Source organism: Nocardia sp. No.11, from assembly GCF_038752175.1.
Classification (GTDB): domain Bacteria; phylum Actinomycetota; class Actinomycetes; order Mycobacteriales; family Mycobacteriaceae; genus Nocardia; species Nocardia canadensis.
The window spans coordinates 1-16161 of the sequence record NZ_JBCGFB010000130.1; the positions used below are offsets into that span (position 1 = coordinate 1).

The window sequence follows — 16161 nt, forward strand, 5'->3', positions numbered from 1 at the left end:
GCCCCCGCGCCGGCGGCGGGCCCCGCTGCCCCGGCCGACGCACCGCAGCCCGCGGTGGCTCCGGCGGCGGCCAAGCCGATCTCCTACCAGGGCGAAGCGGCGATGACTCAACTGCTGGGGCGTAAGCCGACGGCATCCGAATTCCTGCTGCTCGGTCCGATTCTGAAGGGCGGAACCCTGCAAGTGTCCGAAAACGGGGGTGGCGCATGAGCATCCGCAAGCCACTGATCGGGTTCAGTATCTTCGCGATCGTTTCCATGCTGGTCATCGTGGTCGTGTGGAATACGCTCGCGCGCACGGTCGACGGAGACACCCGCAAGTACACCGCGATCTTCACCGATGTCCTGGGCCTGCGGCCCGGCGACGACGTCCGCATGGCCGGCGTGCGCGTCGGCAAGGTCGAGAAGATCGAGCTCGACGGCAAGAACGACGCCAAGGTGTCGTTCATCGTGCAGAGCGACCAGACGATCTTCGACGACACCAAGGCCCTGGTTCGCTACCAGAACCTGATCGGTCAGCGCTACGTCGCGCTGACCCCGGGCACGGCGCCGAGCCCGCAGGAGCTCGAGAGTGGGTCGGTCATCCCGATCGACCGCACCGAGCCCTCGTTCGACATCTCCGCGCTGCTCAACGGCTTCCAGCCGCTGTTCCAGGCGCTGGAGCCGGCCGAGGTCAACGCCATGTCGGAGACGCTGATCCAGGCGCTGCAGGGTGACGGTGTCTCGCTGTCGTCGTTCATCATCCAGGCCGCGCAGCTGGCCACCGATTTCCAGCGTCGGGACGCGATCCTGTCCGACGTGATCACCAACCTGTCCGGTGTGATGGCCGGGTTGGCCAAGCGAGGGGATGAATTGGAGACCCTGGTGACCCAGACCCGGGCGCTGATCGGCGGGCTCTACGAACAGGGTCAGTCGCTGCAGGCGTCCACGGCCACCCTGGCCGACGCGACCACGTCGCTGGTCGGCATGGTCGGCAAGATCCAGCCCAAGCTGTCGGCGGCGCAGAACTCGACCACCGCCGCGCTGAACCTGCTGCTGGCCAACGGCGCCAAGCTCGACCAGGCCGCGATCGACATGCCGTCGATGCTCGCCGACCTGGGCCGGATGACCTCCGAGGGCACGCACGCCAACGCCTACCTGTGCAGCCTGGACGTCTCGCTCTACGGGGTCCTGTTCCCGCGCGGTCTGTTCAGCCAGATCGGTGGCACCTCCCACTCGGAGGTCTGCAGATGAGCAAGCTCAAGACGACCTTCCTCGGCAACCGCAACTTCTGGCTCGGTGTCATCGGTTCGCTGGTGATCGTGCTGTTGCTGGTCGGTTCCACCGTCTACCAGTTCATCGGGCTGGGCAGGCAGTCGATCGACGCGGAGTTCGTGCAGGCCGCCGGCATCAAGACCGGTGACAAGGTCGCGGTCTCCGGCGTGCAGGTCGGCACGGTCACCGGCGCCAAGATCGAGGGCGATCACGTGGTGGTCACCCTCGACGTCGACAAGTCGCTGAAGTTCGGCCCCGACGCGCACGCCGCGATCAAGATGGCCACGCTGCTCGGCGCGCGCTACGTCGACCTGCAGCCGGGAGACGGATCGGGGCTCGAGGGCAAGACCATCCCGCGCAGCAACACCGACGTGCCGTACAACATCGCCGATGTCGTGCAGGTCGGTACGCCGAAGTTCGAGGAACTCGACACCAAGAAGCTGGCCGCCTCGCTCAACACGATCAACAGCCAGCTCGGTGACTCGCCGCAGCTCGTCGCGCAGGCGATCGACAGCGTCGGCGCGCTGGCCAAGGTCGTCGACCGGCGCAAGACCGAGGTCGACAGCCTGCTCAAGGATCTGAACCGGGTCACCCAGCTGCTCGCCGACAACCGCAACTCGATCCTGCTGGTCATCACCCAGGGCGAGGCCATCGCCAACCGGGTGATGGAGCGGCAGAACCTGCTGCGGCAGCTGCTCGACAACATCGCCACGCTGACCCGTCAGCTGGAGGAGATCGGCGCCGAGAACGGCAATCAGTTCGGCGGCACCATCGGTCAGCTCAACACCATGGCCGAGGGTCTGCAGAAGAACAAGGAAAACCTCGACCGACTGCTGCAGATCGGGCAGCCGACCGCGCGCTACTTCAACAACGCGCTCGGCAACGGCAACTACGGCGACGTCTCGCTGCCGTGGCTGTTCCCCGACAACTGGCTGTGCTTCGTTCAGGTGATTCAGGGGTGCGCAGGATGAAACTGACCTCGAGATTCCGCGGCGGCAAGACGCTGGCCCGATCGCTGATGATCGGCGCCACCGCCTTGACCCTGGGCAGCTGCTCGCTGCTGCCCAATCAGGTGAACGACGCGCTCGGCATGTCGACCAAGATCACGGCCGACTTCGAGAACATCGCCGGCATGTACGAGGGCAACGACGTCATGGTCCTCGGCCTGGCCGTCGGCAAGGTCGACAAGATCGTTCCCAAGGGCACCTACGTCGAGGTCCACATGACCATCGACGGCGGGGTGAAGATCCCCAAGGAAGCGATCGCGGCGATCATCTCGCCCTCGATCGTGACCGACCGCCACATCGAGATCACCCCGCCCTACACCGGCGGTGAGTCGATGAAGTCCGGTGAGCATCTGCCCAAGGCGCGCACCAGGACCCCGGTCGAGCTGGACACGATGATCAAGACCATCGACCAGTTCTCCGCCTCGCTCAAGCCCGAACCCGGTCAGGAAGGACTCGGCCCGCTCTCGGGCCGGGTGCTCTACCCGGTGCTCAACGGCAACGGCCAGAAGATCCGGGAAACCCTCGACGCGCTGTCGAGCGCGTTGAAGATCGGTGTCGACAACAAGGACGCGATCTCCAACATCATCATCAAGCTCAACGAGCTGACGACGATGCTGGCCGACAACGACCAGTCGGTGCGCGACTTCAGCGATCGCGTGACCGCGATGTCGGGCCTGCTGGCCGAGCAGGCCCCCGGCCTGCAAGCCACGCTGGATCAGCTCAACGCCTTCCTGGCCAACACCTCGACGATGTTCGGCGAGCACGCCGACGAGCTGTCGGCCTCGCTGACGGGGTTGACCAACGTCACCAACCAGCTGCGCGCCAACTCCGGCGCCATGGTCGAGATCGTCGACATCGTGCCGCTGCTGATGCAGAACATCGACGGCGCGATGAACAAGGAGGGCCGCTTCGTCCGCCTGCACGGCCTGATCGGCACCGCCCTCTCCGGCGAGGTCGTCAGCGTCTTCTGTGAGCNGATGAACAAGGAGGGCCGCTTCGTCCGCCTGCACGGCCTGATCGGCACCGCCCTCTCCGGCGAGGTCGTCAGCGTCTTCTGTGAGCGGATCCAGATGAAGTCCGACGGCTGCCGATCCGGGAACATGCAGGACTTCGGCCCCGACTACGGGCTCACCGCCGCACTGCTCGGACTGACGAAATGACCCTACGTATGACGATGAAAGCCCGCCGCGCGCTGGTCGCCGCGGCCGCGACGGCGACGGTGGCGATCACCTCCGGGTGTGGATTCACCGTGGAGGATCTGCCGCTGCCCAAGCCGGGCGCCGAAGGCGACACCTACACGATCCACGCGGAGTTCGACAACGCGCTGAACCTGCCCGATCAGGCGAAGGTGAAGATCGGTGGTTCCGATGTCGGGGTGGTCTCCGGCATCTCGACCAAGAACTTCCAAGCCAAGATCGATATGCAGATCAGCAAGGACATCCAGCTGCCCCAGGGCAGCACGGCCGAACTGCGTCAGGCGACGCCGCTCGGTGACGTGTTCATCGCGCTGTCCAAGCCGAAGAACGGCGCGCCCGCGGGCCCGCCGTTGGCGGACGGGGCCACCCTCACCCGCGAGTACACCTCGGCGGGCGCCACTGTGGAAGAGCTGCTGATCTCGGTGTCGATGCTGTTCAACGGCGGCGGCGTGGCCAGTCTCAGCCGGCTGGGCACCGAACTCGGCTCGATCCTCAACGGGCAGGGCGGCAACCTGTCGCACCTGATCACCGAGATGACCGGTGTCATCGGCGAACTGAACAACAACAGCGCCAAGGTCGACACGGTGCTGACCGAGTTCAACACCCTCGCCAACACGATCGAGAACAACAAGACCCAGCTGGGTCAGGTGGCCGACACGCTGCCGCAGGCCATCGGCGCGATCGCCGAGAACAACAAGGCGATCGGTGACCTGCTCACCAAGGTGGCCACGGCCAGCGCCGCGCTCGGCGACTACTCCAACACCACCGGCGATCAGCTCTCCGAGCTGCTCACCAACCTGGACAACCTGATGACCGCGCTCGCGGCCTCCGGCGACAACTTCGGGTACGTGCTCGATCAGCTGCACGCGATCCGGCCCGGCGCGAACGCCACGTTCCAGGGCAAGTCGCTGGCGCCGTACGCGACGCTGACCAACCTCGACATCGGGTTGCTCACCGATCCGGCCAACAGCAAGTTCCCCGATCTGAAGGACGTGAACGATTTCGTCGGCAGCTTCATCCAGGTGCTGCAGATCGTTCAGGGCCGAGTGGGAGGCCACCGATGAGCAAGGCGAAGAAGTTCTTCGGTAACAAGATCCTGCTCGCCAACGCGGCCCTGGTCGTGGTGCTGATCGTCGGCGCCACCTATCTGCTGGTCAACGTCATGCGGGTGAACCCGCTGCGGTCCGAGTACGCGGTGACGGTCAACCTGGACCGCTCGGGTGGTCTGCAGCCGGGCAACGACGTCACCCTGCGCGGGCACCGGATCGGCAAGGTCACCTCGGTCGAGCTGATCGACCAGGGCCAGTCGATCGCCGCCAAGGCGCAGATCGACACGAGCTACAAGATCCCGGTCGACACCATGATCCAGGTGGCGGCCCTGTCGGCGGCGGGCGAGCAGTACATCGACTTCCGTCCGAACACCGATGTCGGCCCGTTCCTCGGTGACGGCGCGGTGATCAAGTTCAACCCCGAGCAGATCAAGACCCCCACCCCGGTGTGGGCCGTGCTCGACGACACCAGCGCGCTGATCGCCCAGGTCAACCCGCAGCAGTTCAAGACGATCCTGGCCGAGCTCGACACCGCGCTCGGTGCCGGCCCGGATCAGCTGCGTGGCCTGATCAACGGCGTCAGCCTGGTGGTGGCCGGCCTGGACAACCTGCTGCCGCAGACGGTGAACCTCATCGCCAACCTGCGGGTGATCGCCGAGACCACCTCCAACGCGCAGCCGGATCTGCAGACCCTGACCCGCAACTCGGGCGCGCTGCTGACCCAGTTCAACAACGCCAACGCCGAACTGCAGAGCGTGCTCGACAACGCGCCCGCGCAGTTCGAGGCGCTCGGTGCGGTGCTGGACAAGACGGCCGATCCGATCACCGGTCTGGCGGCCAACTTCGTCGCCATCACCAGGGCGGCGCAGCTGCGTCAGCCGGCGCTGCGACTGCTGTTCCCGTCGCTGGCGCTGGGTCTGGAGTCGATCGCGGTGCCCGCCCACGACGGCGAGTTCCACACCGTCATCGACATCTGGCCGCGGCCGACGTGCTACTACGCCACGGAGTACCGTCGTAACGAGGAAGTCCAGGACGGGTCGATCCCGAAGTGGAACTACTGCGTGAACCCGCCCGCCGATCAGCAGATCCGCGGTTCGGCCAACGCGCCGCGCCCGAACGTGCCCAACAACGGCGCGCAGATGCCGCCGGGCGTCGATCCCAACGAGCGGACACCCATCCCGGTGAACTGAGTTGATGCCCGGTTCGGTCGCTCGCGCACCGCACCGGGCATACTCGCTGAGGAGAGCGTGTGGTCCGGCTCACGGGCCCACGAAGGAAATCGGTGCGATATGAGTGCCGGGAAAGAGCAGGATTGATTCGATGACCAGCGACGACGCCGAGAGCAAGAAGGACGCTGCCGCGGCGGACTCCCCCGATCTGGCCAAGGCCGACGCGACCGTCGAGGGCGCTGCGGCCACCCCCGAAACGGACGCGCCCACTGTCAAGGCGGCGACCGCGGCCGAAGCGCAGGCGCCGACGCCCGCGTCGGCCGGGAAATCGAGCTCGACGGGCTGGATCGCCGCCGGTGTCGCCGGCGTGGTCGCTCTCGGTGCGGCCACCGCGGCCGTGGTGTTCTTCCTGCAGAGCAGCGACAAGGGTGACAAGCTCGACGCCATCGCCGACTCGACGAAGGCGGCCTGCGACTACGGCAACATCCTCGCCAACTACGACTACTCCAAGGACCTCGACGGCTACATCGCCTCGATGAAGGCGGGGGCCACCGGCGACTACCTGAAGGAATTCAGCGACGCCAGCGAGGCGCTCAAGGGCGCGATGGTCCAGGCTCAGGTGAAGTCCCGTGGTGAGGACGTGCAGTGCGCCTACATCTCGGGCAGCACCGACGACGTCAAGGCCATGGTCACCATGACCCAGTACCGGACGAACTTCACCCAGACCGAACCGGACCGGATGATGTTCGCCATCGAGATGACCCTCGAGAAGTCCGACGACGGCAAGTGGCTGGTCAGCAAGCTGGATTCGCCGCTGCTCAAGAACGGCAGCCAGGTCCCCGGTGGCGCTGCCCCCGGTCAGACCGTGCCGACGCCGCAGGCGCCCGCGCCGACGCCCGGCAACTGATCGACGAGCATTTCCACAACGCCTCCGGCAGCAGAGCGAATCTGCCGCCGGAGGCGTTGTCGTGCGGACCAACTCCGGTCGCGTCGGCGCCTCAGAACAGGGTGAGTGTCCCGGACGGCGCTGCCGGCTCGACCGGCTTCCCCGTGGTCCGCGGTCTGGTGGGTTCGGCGACGGGCGCCGGGCGGGCGGCGGCTTCGCGGGCGGCCGCGCCTGCCAGAGTGTCGGCTTGTTCGTTGAAATAGTTACCGACGTGCCCGCGGACCCAGCGGAAACGCACCGGTCCCTCGCGGGTCGTGATGGCCCGATCGATCTGCTTGATGATCTCGACGTTCTTCACCGCGCCGCCGGTGGAGGTGCGCCAGCCGTTGCGCCGCCAGCTGGTGATCCACTCGGAGGCGCATTTGATGGCGTAGAGCGAATCGCTCTCGATGAGCATCGGCTCGGCGCCGGGGTGGGCGAGGATGGCTTCCAGCACGGCGCGGAGCTCGGCGATCTGGTTGGTTCCGGACGCGGCTCCCCCGCTGTCCGCCGGGCCCTGGTGATTCACCCAGGCCCAGCCGATGGCACCACCGGGATTGCGCAGGCAGGACCCGTCGGTGCTCACGATGATCATGACCGCCACCCTAGGCGATGCGGCCGACAAGATCGGTACCGTGGAATGCCTCTATCTCCCTTCGCAACCGCGACTCCGTGCGGCGCAGTGCCGATCTCGCGACAGCGTCGACGAGGCGATGGCACAGGCGGCCGAACACACCGCGTGGTGGTGGATAGTCGGCTTCGGAGGTCAGCACCGACCGTTCGTAGCCGAGCGGGTCGAACCGTAGTGTCACGGTTCCGTATACCCGCCCACGCAGGGTATACCCGATCACCGCATTGCGCCGATATTCGGTGATCTCGCAGGTCGAGCGGAGCGGAATCACCCCGAACAACCGGACTTTCAGCACGAAGGCGGCGCCGAGGCCCTGGTCGGGCTCGCCGTCCGGCTCGATGCCGGTGACACCCGACATCCAGTCCGGGACGAAGCGGAAGTTCTCGGCGTAGGCGAAGGCGGCGTCGACGGGTGCGCCGACGTCACACGCATACCTGATGTGGCCCATCGGCCCTCCCTGATCACGGATGGGCTCAAAATTACTACAAATATCCTCTTTATTTGCCAGATTGACGCTCAGAGCTGGTCGACGAGGTACTCCGCGATCGGCATCGCCGACGTAGCCGCAGGTGAGGGCGCGTTGAGCACATGGATCGAGCGCGGCGTCCGCTCGATCAGGAAGTCGTGCACCAGGGTGCCGTCGCGCAGCACCGCCTGCGCGCGGATGCCCGCGCGATGCGGCAGCAGGTCCGCGGTCGTGAGTTCTGGACAGTATCTGCGGCATTCGGCGAGATAGCCCCGCTTGAACACCGAGTTGCGCAGTTCGCGCGCCCCGGTCCGCAGATGTGCGCGGGCGACTCGGTGGACGCCGGGAAAGCGCAGCACCTCGACCGCGTCCCGCACGTTCACGCTCCCCTTCGGATACCCCTCCCTGGCCAGCCCGAGCACCGCGTTCGGCCCGACGGTCAGCTCCCCGTCGATGGTCGGGCTCAGATGCACGCCGAGGAACGGCAGCGCGGGATCGGGCACCGGATAGATCAGCGTGCGCACCAGCTCGGCCCGTTCGGGCGGCAGCCGGTAGTACTCGCCGCGGAACGGGACGATGCGGAAGTCGGTGCGAATGCCCGCCATCCGCGCCATCCGGTCGGCCTGCAATCCGGCGCAAACCACCAGCGTGCGTGCGGTGAAGGACCCGGTGGGCCCGGAAATCGTGACCGCCGAACCGGTTTCGCTGATCGCCTCGATGACGGTGTCGAGCGCGATCCGCCCGCCCATCGCCACCACCTGATCGGCCAGCGCGGCCGTCACCTTCGCGTAGTCGATGATGCCGGTGGCGGGCACGAACAGCGCGCCGACGCCGGTGATCCGGGGCTCGCGGCGCACCAGCTCGGCCGCGTCGATCGCCGCTACGTCGACGCCGTTGGCGATGGAGCGCTCGTAGAGATCGAGCATCCGCGCGTGCTCGGCGGAATCGGTGGCCACCAGCAGCTTTCCGCAGACCTCGAACGGAATGTCGTTGGCGGCGGCGAACTCCTTGGTCCACCGCGCGCCCGCCCGGCACAGCCGTGCCTTCAAACTGTCGGGCGGGTAGTAGATCCCGGAGTGGATGACGCCGCTGTTGTGGCCGGTCTGGTGCGCGCCGAGACTCGACTCCTTGTCCACCAGCAGCAGGCTCGCGCCGGGACGGGTGCTCAGCAGCCGGTGCGCGGTCGCCACGCCGACGATGCCGCCGCCGAGCACGCAGAAGTCGTACGCACCGCGCGCGGTGCCGCCAGAACTCACACGCCGACGGTAGTCGGCGCCTCGTCGGCCGATGTGGTCGGTGCCGCGGCCTGCTCGTCGGCCTGCGCGGCGTCGACCGGCGCGGGCTCGGTGCCCGGCTTCTGCACCCGTTCCACGCGCAGCGTGTGGCTGCCGAGGCCGGGATCGGAGAGCACGAACACCACTTCGCCACGGCGGGTGTCGAGTTCGGTGCGCAACGCGGTCACCCCGGCCGGGTCGACGGTGATGCCCAGGTACTTCGACGCCATCGTCACCAGGTTGGTGTCGACCGTGAAGGCGATGGTGTCGGTGCGGGCGGGGGCGACCTGCGCCCCGACGTAGGTGGTGCCGATCTTGAGCCGACCGGCCAGCGCCGAATTGTCGGGTGTGGCCCCGACCCCGGACTGCTGCGCGGTCACCGGGGCCCTGGTCGCGGCGGGCACCGTGCGCTCGGTCGATACCGCGAGCTCGACGAGGTCGTAGGTGGCGCGCGGCGAGGAGTCCTCGGTGAGCGCGGGGCGGTGGTGTCCCGAGCCCGGTGTCGCGGCGGGGGCCGCGTTGTCATCGGCCCGCGGCGGCGCGAGATCGGGCATGTGGTTGACGATGTAGGCGCCCGCGGCGACGGTGAGGCAGAGGCTGGCGGCGCCGGCGATGACGGTGGCGGACAGACGCGCGATCTGAGCGGGTCGATGTGCGGTCACGATGCGGTCCTTCCTGTACCTGTGGGTGTACCCGAGGGGACGGGGCCCGCATCGTTGAAAGCCACGCGCTGATTTCCACGGTACGCCCGTGCTAGCTGTTGTTAGCACCCCCGCCCGGTGAGATCAGGACCACATCTGGACAGCTGACCTATCAGTGCGGGTCAGGGCGGTGTCGCGCGCCTTCTGTTGTTTCTCACAGCGCGCCGTGGGGTACCTCTACGAAGCAGGCGAGCGTCATTCACGACTGCCACGGAGGTCAACCCCCCGGCCAACGAAGTCCGGGGCAGTCGGCACGAATGGCGCTCAGAGACTGACGCTCGCCTGTTCGCAACGTGTGGTCAGGCGAACTGACCGGCTTCGCGGCCCGCTCCGGGCGGCCCGGCGAAGGCCTGCGCGATGCCGAGCCAATGTTCGGCGTCGGGGCCCTCGGTGACCAGGGCGGTGTCCTCGCGATGCCGACGCTGGGTCGCGACCAGGCAGAAGTCGACGGCCGGGCCGGTGACGCGCTGCGCGGCGTCCTCGGGACCCCAGGTCCACAAGCTGCCGTCGGGCGCGGTCAGTTCCACCCGGAATTCCTCGGCGGGCCCGGATTCGCCGTGCACCGTGTAGGCGTAGTTGCGGGTGCGGACGCTGATGTGGGCGACGGTGCGCAGCCGGGCGGTGGGCGTGCGCTCGACGCCGAGCGCGTCGGCGACGTCCTGTCCGTGCGCCCAGGTCTCCATGATCCGCGCGGAGATCATCGACGCCGGACTCATCGGCGGGCCGAACCAGGGCAGCTTGGTGCCCGCCCGGACGGCGGCCAGCGCGGCGATCAGCGCCTCGCGACCGGCGCGCCAGCGCACGAGCAGGTCGGCGGGCGGGGTCTGCGCGAGTTCCTCGGCAGCCTCGTCGACGAAGGTGAACATCTTGGGCGCGGCCTCGGCCAGCAGCTTCGCGAAGGTCTCACCGTCGGTGGCGGCCAGCTTGGAGACCTCGTCGGTCCAGGTCAGGTGGGCGATCTGGGTGGTGATATCCCAGCCTGGGGACGGGGTGGCGGTCTGCCACTGAGCGGCGGTCAGCGGTGCGACCAGGTTTTCCAGCTCCGCGCATTCGGCGGCGAAGTCGTCGAGGAGCGCTGCGAGGTCAGCCATCTGTTCCCTTGCCGATCGTGGCGCGACCCGGTACGGGTGCGCCTCGTCACCAAGAATCTCAGCGCCTCCAGAAAAATGCAAGCACGCGTGCTTGTTCTTGCGGCGCGCTACCAGCCGAAGGTCAGCAGGTGCAGCCCGCCGACGGCCACGCCGAGCACGCCGCCGTGCAGGTACAGCAGCCAGGCGTCCTGCTCGACCGCCGCGTAGAACATCTCCATGAACTCGCCCGGCGTCAGCTTCTGCAGCTTGCGATCGGCGAAGGCATCGATCTTCTTGGCCTGCTCTAGCACGAACTTCTCGTCGTCGACCATCTCCGGCGCCAGGCTCAGACCGGCGCCCGCGCCCGAGATCGCCAGGTTGTCGTAGCCCTTCTTGCCGATCGCCGCCCGCACCATGAACGCGGTCGGGCCCAGCTGCTGGTGGATCTCCTCGGCCACCACCCGCTCGATCAGCTGCCGGGTCTTGTCCCCGTTGGGGCCCTCGAGCAGTTCGTTGGACAGGTTCTCCACGGTCAGCACCTGGTAGGCCAGGATGTGCGCCAGGTCTGTCGCCGCCTGCGGCTGTCGCTTGGCCAGCAGGGCCTGGCGCCACAGGTACTTGTAGCGCGGCTGCGGATCGCCCGGCTCGAACACCATCTTGATCGCGATGACGTTGACGATCACGCCGATCGCGGCCGAGGCCAGCAGCACGATCACCCACGCGGGCACCGCGCCCCAGTACGGGATCTGCGAGTGCACGTGCAGGTACAGCGCCAGCACCAGACCGAACGGCGCGCCGAGCAGACCGACCCGCGCCATGAACTTCAGTTCCGGCGCCGCGATGGTGGTGGTCAGGTCCTTGAGGATGTTCGGGTTCTTCTCGAGGTACCTGATCACGAAGTTCTTGACGTCGAGCAACTGGTCGATGTTGTCGCCCAGGCTCGCGAACGCGCGCCTGCCCAGCGCGGGCAGCTGCCGGTCGACCCGCTGGTAGACGGCCTGCTTCACCGGCCGCGGCAGCGAACGCCACAGGTCGGGATTCTCCCGGTACATGATCTCGTCGACGATCGGCTGCACCTGATCGCGCGCCCGTTCGGCCAGGTAGTCGCCGATGCCGTCGAGATCGAGCTCATGGATGAAGTCGCGCGGGCTGCCGATCCGCATCAGCGCCTTGTCGACGCAGATGCTGGCCATCTTCTCGGCGCGAGCGGGAATGAAGCCCTGGAAACCGAGCCTGCGCCCGTCGCCGGAGAAGGTCGGCAGCACCTGGACCCGGCGCGGGAGATAGGGGTACAGCACGTGCAGCATCGGCACCCGGAAGCCCTTGAACTGCACCGGCCAGAACAGCATGAGCACGCCGGTCCAGTTGGTCAGCCAGCCGGCGAGCGCGCTGAAGATCGGGAAACTGATCAGATCGACCACGAATTTCGACTGCCCCGTCAGCTCTTCCCAATCGATGAAGAGTCCGGAGGCCAGTGTGGTCATCGAGGAGCCCCCTAGTGCTGACGCGCGAAGAACGTGAAGAACGTGAGGATAAGGCAATCACATTCTGACCGGTCGCGACGGGGTGTCAACGGCGGATGGCGGTATTCGTCCCGAGTCGCGACCCGTTTGCCGACGACCGGCGATAGCCTGGAGGCGCAGATCCGTCGCGTCACCCGAGTTCTTCCCGTCACCTGCGTAGAGGGAGTCGTCGTGAGCAGTGTTCCGCAGAATCATCTCGATCGTCCGGTCGCCGTCATCGGGGCGGGCACGCTGGGCAGACGCATCGCGCTGATGTTCGCGACCAGGGGCGGGCTGGTCCGGATCACCGATCCCGGCGCCGAACAGGGCGCGGCGGCCGTCGCCTTCGTCGAGGAACAGTTGCCCGGCGTTGCCGCGTCGGTGCCCGGTGGGTCGCCCGGCACCGTCGAGTACGTGCCCGACCAGGCGACGGCCGTCGCGGGCGCGTGGCTGGTGGTCGAGGCGGTGCCGGAGGTCCTCGACCTGAAGAAGAAGATCTTCGCCCAGCTCGAGGGCGACGCCGACGCGGATGCGATCCTGGCCTCCAATTCGTCGTCGTACGCCAGCCGGTTGTTCACCGAGGGCCTGAAGACGGCCGACCGCATGCTCAATACGCACTTCTATATGCCGCCTCAGTCGACCGTGCTCGATGTGATGTCGGACGGCAAGACATCGCAGGACATCCTGGAATTCGTGCTGAAGACGTTCCCGGAGTTCGGCCTGCACCCGTTCCTGGTCCGCAAGGAGAGCACCGGCTTCATCTTCAATCGCATCTGGGCGGCCATCAAACGCGAGTCGCTCGAGGTGGTCTACGAGGGCGTGTCCATTCCGAAAGACGTCGACGACATGTTCGCGCGCAACTTCGGCACGAAGGCGGGCCCGTTCCGGATGATGGATCAGGTGGGTCTGGACGTGGTGCTCGATATCGAGGAGCACTACGCCGCGGAGAATCCGAATCTGCCCGCGGGGCCGCGCAAACTGCTGCACGAGTACGTCGACAAGGGCAAGCTCGGCGTGAAGACGGGTGAGGGCTTCTACGACGACTACCCCAAGCCGCGGTCATGACCGAGTTGCTCGCCCTCGACCTCAAAGCCGCTGCGATGCTGGCCGTCTCGCTCGACGACGGCTCGGTGCGCACGGTCGTCGACGGACTCGACGAGTTCCCCGACGGCGTGGTGGTCGATCAGCTGCGCGGCCATATCTACTGGACCAATATGGGCAAGCCCGACCCGGGCGCGCTTCCCGACACCGAACCGGAGTTCTTCACCCCCAACGGATCGATCGAGCGGGTCGATCTCGACGGCGGCAACCGCACCACGATCGTGCCGCGCGGCGCCTTCACCACCGGCAAGCAGTTGACCGCTGATTTCGAGGCGGGCCGGTTGTACTGGTGCGACCGCGAGGGCATGGCCGTGCTCACCTGCGATCTCGACGGCGCGGACCTGCGCCCGATCGTGGTGACCGGCCGGGGCGAGGCCGACGCCGAGATCGCTCGGAACTGGTGCGTCGGCATCTGTCTCGATCTCGACCGCCGCCTCGTCTACTGGACCCAGAAGGGTGCCGCCAAGGCGGGCGACGGCCGGATCTTCCGCGTCCCGATCGACCTGCCCGCCGGTACCGATCCCGCCGACCGCCCCGACATCGAACTGCTCTGGCAGGGCCTGCCCGAGCCGATCGACCTCGAACTGCACGGCGTCGCCCACCTGGTGTGGACCGATCGGGGCGCCCGCCCCGAGGGCAACGCGCTCTACGCCGCGACCGTGCAGCCCGAGGTCGGCACCCCGAAGGTGCTCTCCACCGGGTATCGGGAGGCGATCGGCTTGGCCGGGCTCGGGACCTGCTTCTACGTCAGCGATCTCGGCGGTGGCATCAGGTTCGTCGACGTGGGTTCGGGCACCGACACCGAGTTGGCGCGGATCGGGAGCCCGTTGACCGGACTCGCGCTCGCCGACCTGTAGTCGGGCCGCAGCACGACGTGGACCGCGATCGTCACCCAGCGCCCGATCAGGAATTCCGGTGCCTTGATCCCGAGCTGCCTGCGGTCGAGCACGGCCTCCGCCCGGACGGCGACCGTGTCGCCGCCCAGGTCGAACCGGGTGACGGTGAACACCAGCGGTACGTCCCGGCCACGCACGGTGGCCACGCCCGCGACGCGCCACTCCCCGTCGGTGCCGGTGATGTCGTCGGCGACGAAGCTCATCCGCGGGTGCCGGTCCAGATCGAGCAGGCCCGGTTTGCGCAGGTCACGATCGCGTCGGGGGTGGCCGGTGTCGATCGCGGCCAGGTCGACGACGCCGGTGATCTTCTGGGGCTGCCCGTCGGGGCCGACCGTCAGACGGCCCGCCAGTACCGGCATCGACCCGTGCACGGTGCGCCGCCCGAAATGGCCGACCTGGAAGCGCGCGGTGCACCGCTGTGGCGCGGCCACCCATTCCGTGGGCCGTTGTTCGCCCACCATGATCCAGTTCATGACCGCGCCCCCTCGGCGTAGATGGCGGCGGTGTCGTGGTGGTGCAGGACCGGATAGATCTCCACCCGGTCGGGCCCGGGCAGCAGCGCCGGGTTCTCGCCCGGCAGCAGTTCGGTGGCGAGGATGGCCGCGCCCACCGCGTGCAGGGCTTCCTCGGTCTCGCCGATCCCGATCACCACGCCGGAGCCGTCGGGACGGCGCAGTTCGTAGTAGTCGAGCAGGCCCGGCACGGTGGCCAGGGCGGGGCGGATGCGGTGCGCGGCGGCGAAGTCGGCGGCCGCCAGTTCGTCGGCGGTGCGTGGCCGGTCGAACCAGACAAGGTGTGCGTACATGATCTTAAGCTCCTGACCTGGGGAATTGGGTGATTCCAGGATCGCCGCGCGCGGACGCGCCCGGATCAGTGCCGGTACTTATCCGCGGTACTGAATTCCGCCGTAGGCGCGATACTGGTGCGATGCAGACTCCGGCCGTCGGACGGCATCAGGAGATCGCGCGGCTGCGTGCGGCGGTCCTGGCCGCCGCCTCAGGTGCGGGCCGGTTCGTGCTGGTCAGCGGTGCGGCCGGGATCGGCAAGTCGTGGCTGGCCGAACGCGCGGTGGAGCTGGCCGACGAGTCGGGCCTGCGGGTGGCGCGGGGCAACGCGCTCGACGACGCCGGGATGCCGCCGCTGTGGCCGTGGCACCGGGCTGCCCGCGACCTGCCCGCACTCGCCGCCGCCCTGGCCACGGTGACCGAGCCCGGCGGCGGTGCGGCCGCGCGGCGATTCCGGATGTTCACCGAGGTCGCGGACGTGCTCATCGCGGCGGCCGCGGACACCGGTCTGCTGCTCGTCCTCGACGATCTGCACTGGGCCGACCCCACCTCCCTCGCGCTGCTCACCCACGTCGCCACCGAGACCGCTCGCGCCAAGCTGCTCATCGTCGGCACCGCGCGCGAACCGGCGGGCCGGACGCTGCTCGGTCACCAGTCCGACTGGCTGCGGCTGCCGCACACCCAGTCGCTGTCCGTACCAGGACTTTCCGAGCCGGAGGTGCGGTACTGGCTCGAGCAGCGCGGCCGGTCCGCCGATCTCGCCGCCCGCGTGCACGACCGCACGGACGGCAATCCCCTGCTGGTCCGCCTCGTGCTGGAATCCGGTGCGGCGGAATCCGATACCGGCGACGACGCCCTGCTCTCCACCCCGGCGGTGCGCCGATTGGTGCTGGCCCAGCTCGACCGTCTCGCGCCGGCCGACGTCGACGTGCTCAGTGCCGCCAGCGTGCTCGGCGAGCGCATCGACGCCGAACTGCTGGCGCGGGTCTGCGCCACCGCCCGGGTGCCGGACGCCGTCGACGCGGCCACCGCGGCGGGGATCGTCCGCCGCTTCGGCGACGGCACCACCGGTTTCACCCACGCCCTGATCCGCGACGCGGTGTACGCGGATCTGCCGCCGTCGCGGCGCACCGCCC

At 68.1% G+C, this 16161-nt stretch carries 17 protein-coding genes and 1 pseudogene; 10 read left to right on the forward strand and 8 right to left on the reverse strand.

The window, feature by feature from the left end:
• The 7 genes and pseudogenes from V8688_RS26905 to V8688_RS26935 all read left to right on the forward strand — a co-directional run.
• Window positions 1–210, forward strand: a pseudogene (locus V8688_RS26905) (mammalian cell entry protein); the annotation flags it as partial.
• Window positions 207–1232 (forward strand): MCE family protein, encoded by a 1026-nt coding sequence (locus tag V8688_RS26910; protein WP_218722234.1) that lies wholly within the window; start codon window positions 207–209, stop codon window positions 1230–1232. The pseudogene V8688_RS26905 and the gene V8688_RS26910, both read left to right, overlap by 4 nt.
• Entirely contained in the window at window positions 1229–2224 is a 996-nt protein-coding gene (locus V8688_RS26915; protein WP_218722233.1) for an MCE family protein, read from the forward strand. The genes V8688_RS26910 and V8688_RS26915 overlap by 4 nt, the downstream gene beginning before the upstream one ends.
• Window positions 2221–3420: an MlaD family protein gene (locus V8688_RS26920; protein ID WP_342801965.1), complete on the forward strand. Its 1200-nt coding sequence runs from the start codon at window positions 2221–2223 to the stop codon at window positions 3418–3420. Before V8688_RS26915 ends, V8688_RS26920 begins: the two co-directional genes overlap by 4 nt.
• Before the next feature lie 8 nt (window positions 3421–3428).
• Window positions 3429–4520 carry an MCE family protein gene (locus V8688_RS26925; RefSeq protein WP_218722231.1) on the forward strand — a complete coding sequence of 364 codons (1092 nt, stop codon included), beginning with the start codon at window positions 3429–3431 and terminating at the stop codon, window positions 4518–4520.
• Window positions 4517–5695 carry an MlaD family protein gene (locus tag V8688_RS26930; protein WP_218722230.1) on the forward strand — a complete coding sequence of 393 codons (1179 nt, stop codon included), beginning with the start codon at window positions 4517–4519 and terminating at the stop codon, window positions 5693–5695. The genes V8688_RS26925 and V8688_RS26930 overlap by 4 nt, the downstream gene beginning before the upstream one ends.
• Window positions 5696–5825: 130 nt before the next feature.
• The gene (locus V8688_RS26935; RefSeq protein WP_316573074.1) at window positions 5826–6581 is read left to right on the forward strand and encodes a hypothetical protein; all 756 of its coding nucleotides are present in this window, start codon (window positions 5826–5828) and stop codon (window positions 6579–6581) included.
• Window positions 6582–6672: 91 nt separating this feature from the next.
• Here the strand turns inward: V8688_RS26935 and V8688_RS26940 are convergent, their stop codons facing one another.
• The 6 genes from V8688_RS26940 to V8688_RS26965 form a co-directional block, all read right to left on the reverse strand.
• A complete protein-coding gene (locus V8688_RS26940) occupies window positions 6673–7194 on the reverse strand; it encodes a ribonuclease H (RefSeq protein WP_218722228.1) in 522 nt (173 codons plus the stop codon).
• Between the two features lie 10 nt (window positions 7195–7204).
• Window positions 7205–7678, reverse strand: coding sequence for an SRPBCC family protein (locus V8688_RS26945; RefSeq protein ID WP_218722227.1), 474 nt, complete (start codon window positions 7676–7678; stop codon window positions 7205–7207).
• 68 nt (window positions 7679–7746) lie between these two features.
• A complete protein-coding gene (gene lhgO, locus V8688_RS26950) occupies window positions 7747–8952 on the reverse strand; it encodes an L-2-hydroxyglutarate oxidase (protein ID WP_342801966.1) in 1206 nt (401 codons plus the stop codon).
• Window positions 8949–9632: a hypothetical protein gene (locus tag V8688_RS26955; protein ID WP_218722225.1), complete on the reverse strand. Its 684-nt coding sequence runs from the start codon at window positions 9630–9632 to the stop codon at window positions 8949–8951. The genes lhgO and V8688_RS26955 overlap by 4 nt, the downstream gene beginning before the upstream one ends.
• A 338-nt stretch (window positions 9633–9970) precedes the next feature.
• Entirely contained in the window at window positions 9971–10762 is a 792-nt protein-coding gene (locus V8688_RS26960; protein ID WP_342801967.1) for a TIGR03084 family metal-binding protein, read from the reverse strand.
• Between the two features lie 107 nt (window positions 10763–10869).
• The gene (locus V8688_RS26965; protein ID WP_316573071.1) at window positions 10870–12225 is read right to left on the reverse strand and encodes a hypothetical protein; all 1356 of its coding nucleotides are present in this window, start codon (window positions 12223–12225) and stop codon (window positions 10870–10872) included.
• Window positions 12226–12435: 210 nt separating this feature from the next.
• On the opposite strand from V8688_RS26965, the gene V8688_RS26970 reads away from it, so the two are divergent.
• Window positions 12436–13308 (forward strand): 3-hydroxyacyl-CoA dehydrogenase family protein, encoded by an 873-nt coding sequence (locus V8688_RS26970; protein ID WP_308248713.1) that lies wholly within the window; start codon window positions 12436–12438, stop codon window positions 13306–13308.
• Window positions 13305–14201: a hypothetical protein gene (locus tag V8688_RS26975; protein ID WP_342801968.1), complete on the forward strand. Its 897-nt coding sequence runs from the start codon at window positions 13305–13307 to the stop codon at window positions 14199–14201. Before V8688_RS26970 ends, V8688_RS26975 begins: the two co-directional genes overlap by 4 nt.
• Here the strand turns inward: V8688_RS26975 and V8688_RS26980 are convergent.
• Together V8688_RS26980 and V8688_RS26985 are read right to left on the reverse strand one after the other, a co-directional pair.
• A complete protein-coding gene (locus V8688_RS26980) occupies window positions 14087–14713 on the reverse strand; it encodes a YceI family protein (protein WP_342801969.1) in 627 nt (208 codons plus the stop codon). The genes V8688_RS26975 and V8688_RS26980 overlap by 115 nt on opposite strands.
• Complete coding sequence (locus V8688_RS26985; RefSeq protein WP_342801970.1) at window positions 14710–15045, reverse strand: hypothetical protein; 336 nt, start codon at window positions 15043–15045, stop codon at window positions 14710–14712. Before V8688_RS26985 ends, V8688_RS26980 begins: the two co-directional genes overlap by 4 nt.
• 122 nt (window positions 15046–15167) lie before the next feature.
• On the opposite strand from V8688_RS26985, the gene V8688_RS26990 reads away from it, so the two are divergent.
• On the forward strand, window positions 15168–16161 hold a 994-nt coding region (locus V8688_RS26990; RefSeq protein WP_342801971.1), incomplete at its 3' end, for an AAA family ATPase.

Bases quoted from the DNA above. Each gene is read 5' to 3' on its own strand.
- V8688_RS26925 (WP_218722231.1), top strand. From the start codon at position 3,429: ATGACGATGAAAGCCCGCCGCGCGCTGGTCGCCGCGGCCGCGACGGCG.
- V8688_RS26945 (WP_218722227.1), bottom strand. From the start codon at position 7,678: ATGGGCCACATCAGGTATGCGTGTGACGTCGGCGCACCCGTCGACGCC.
- V8688_RS26935 (WP_316573074.1), top strand. From the start codon at position 5,826: ATGACCAGCGACGACGCCGAGAGCAAGAAGGACGCTGCCGCGGCGGAC.
- V8688_RS26940 (WP_218722228.1), bottom strand. From the start codon at position 7,194: ATGATCATCGTGAGCACCGACGGGTCCTGCCTGCGCAATCCCGGTGGT.
- V8688_RS26975 (WP_342801968.1), top strand. From the start codon at position 13,305: ATGACCGAGTTGCTCGCCCTCGACCTCAAAGCCGCTGCGATGCTGGCC.
- V8688_RS26965 (WP_316573071.1), bottom strand. From the start codon at position 12,225: ATGACCACACTGGCCTCCGGACTCTTCATCGATTGGGAAGAGCTGACG.
- V8688_RS26910 (WP_218722234.1), top strand. From the start codon at position 207: ATGAGCATCCGCAAGCCACTGATCGGGTTCAGTATCTTCGCGATCGTT.
- V8688_RS26930 (WP_218722230.1), top strand. From the start codon at position 4,517: ATGAGCAAGGCGAAGAAGTTCTTCGGTAACAAGATCCTGCTCGCCAAC.
- V8688_RS26980 (WP_342801969.1), bottom strand. From the start codon at position 14,713: ATGAACTGGATCATGGTGGGCGAACAACGGCCCACGGAATGGGTGGCC.
- V8688_RS26915 (WP_218722233.1), top strand. From the start codon at position 1,229: ATGAGCAAGCTCAAGACGACCTTCCTCGGCAACCGCAACTTCTGGCTC.
- V8688_RS26985 (WP_342801970.1), bottom strand. From the start codon at position 15,045: ATGTACGCACACCTTGTCTGGTTCGACCGGCCACGCACCGCCGACGAA.
- V8688_RS26960 (WP_342801967.1), bottom strand. From the start codon at position 10,762: ATGGCTGACCTCGCAGCGCTCCTCGACGACTTCGCCGCCGAATGCGCG.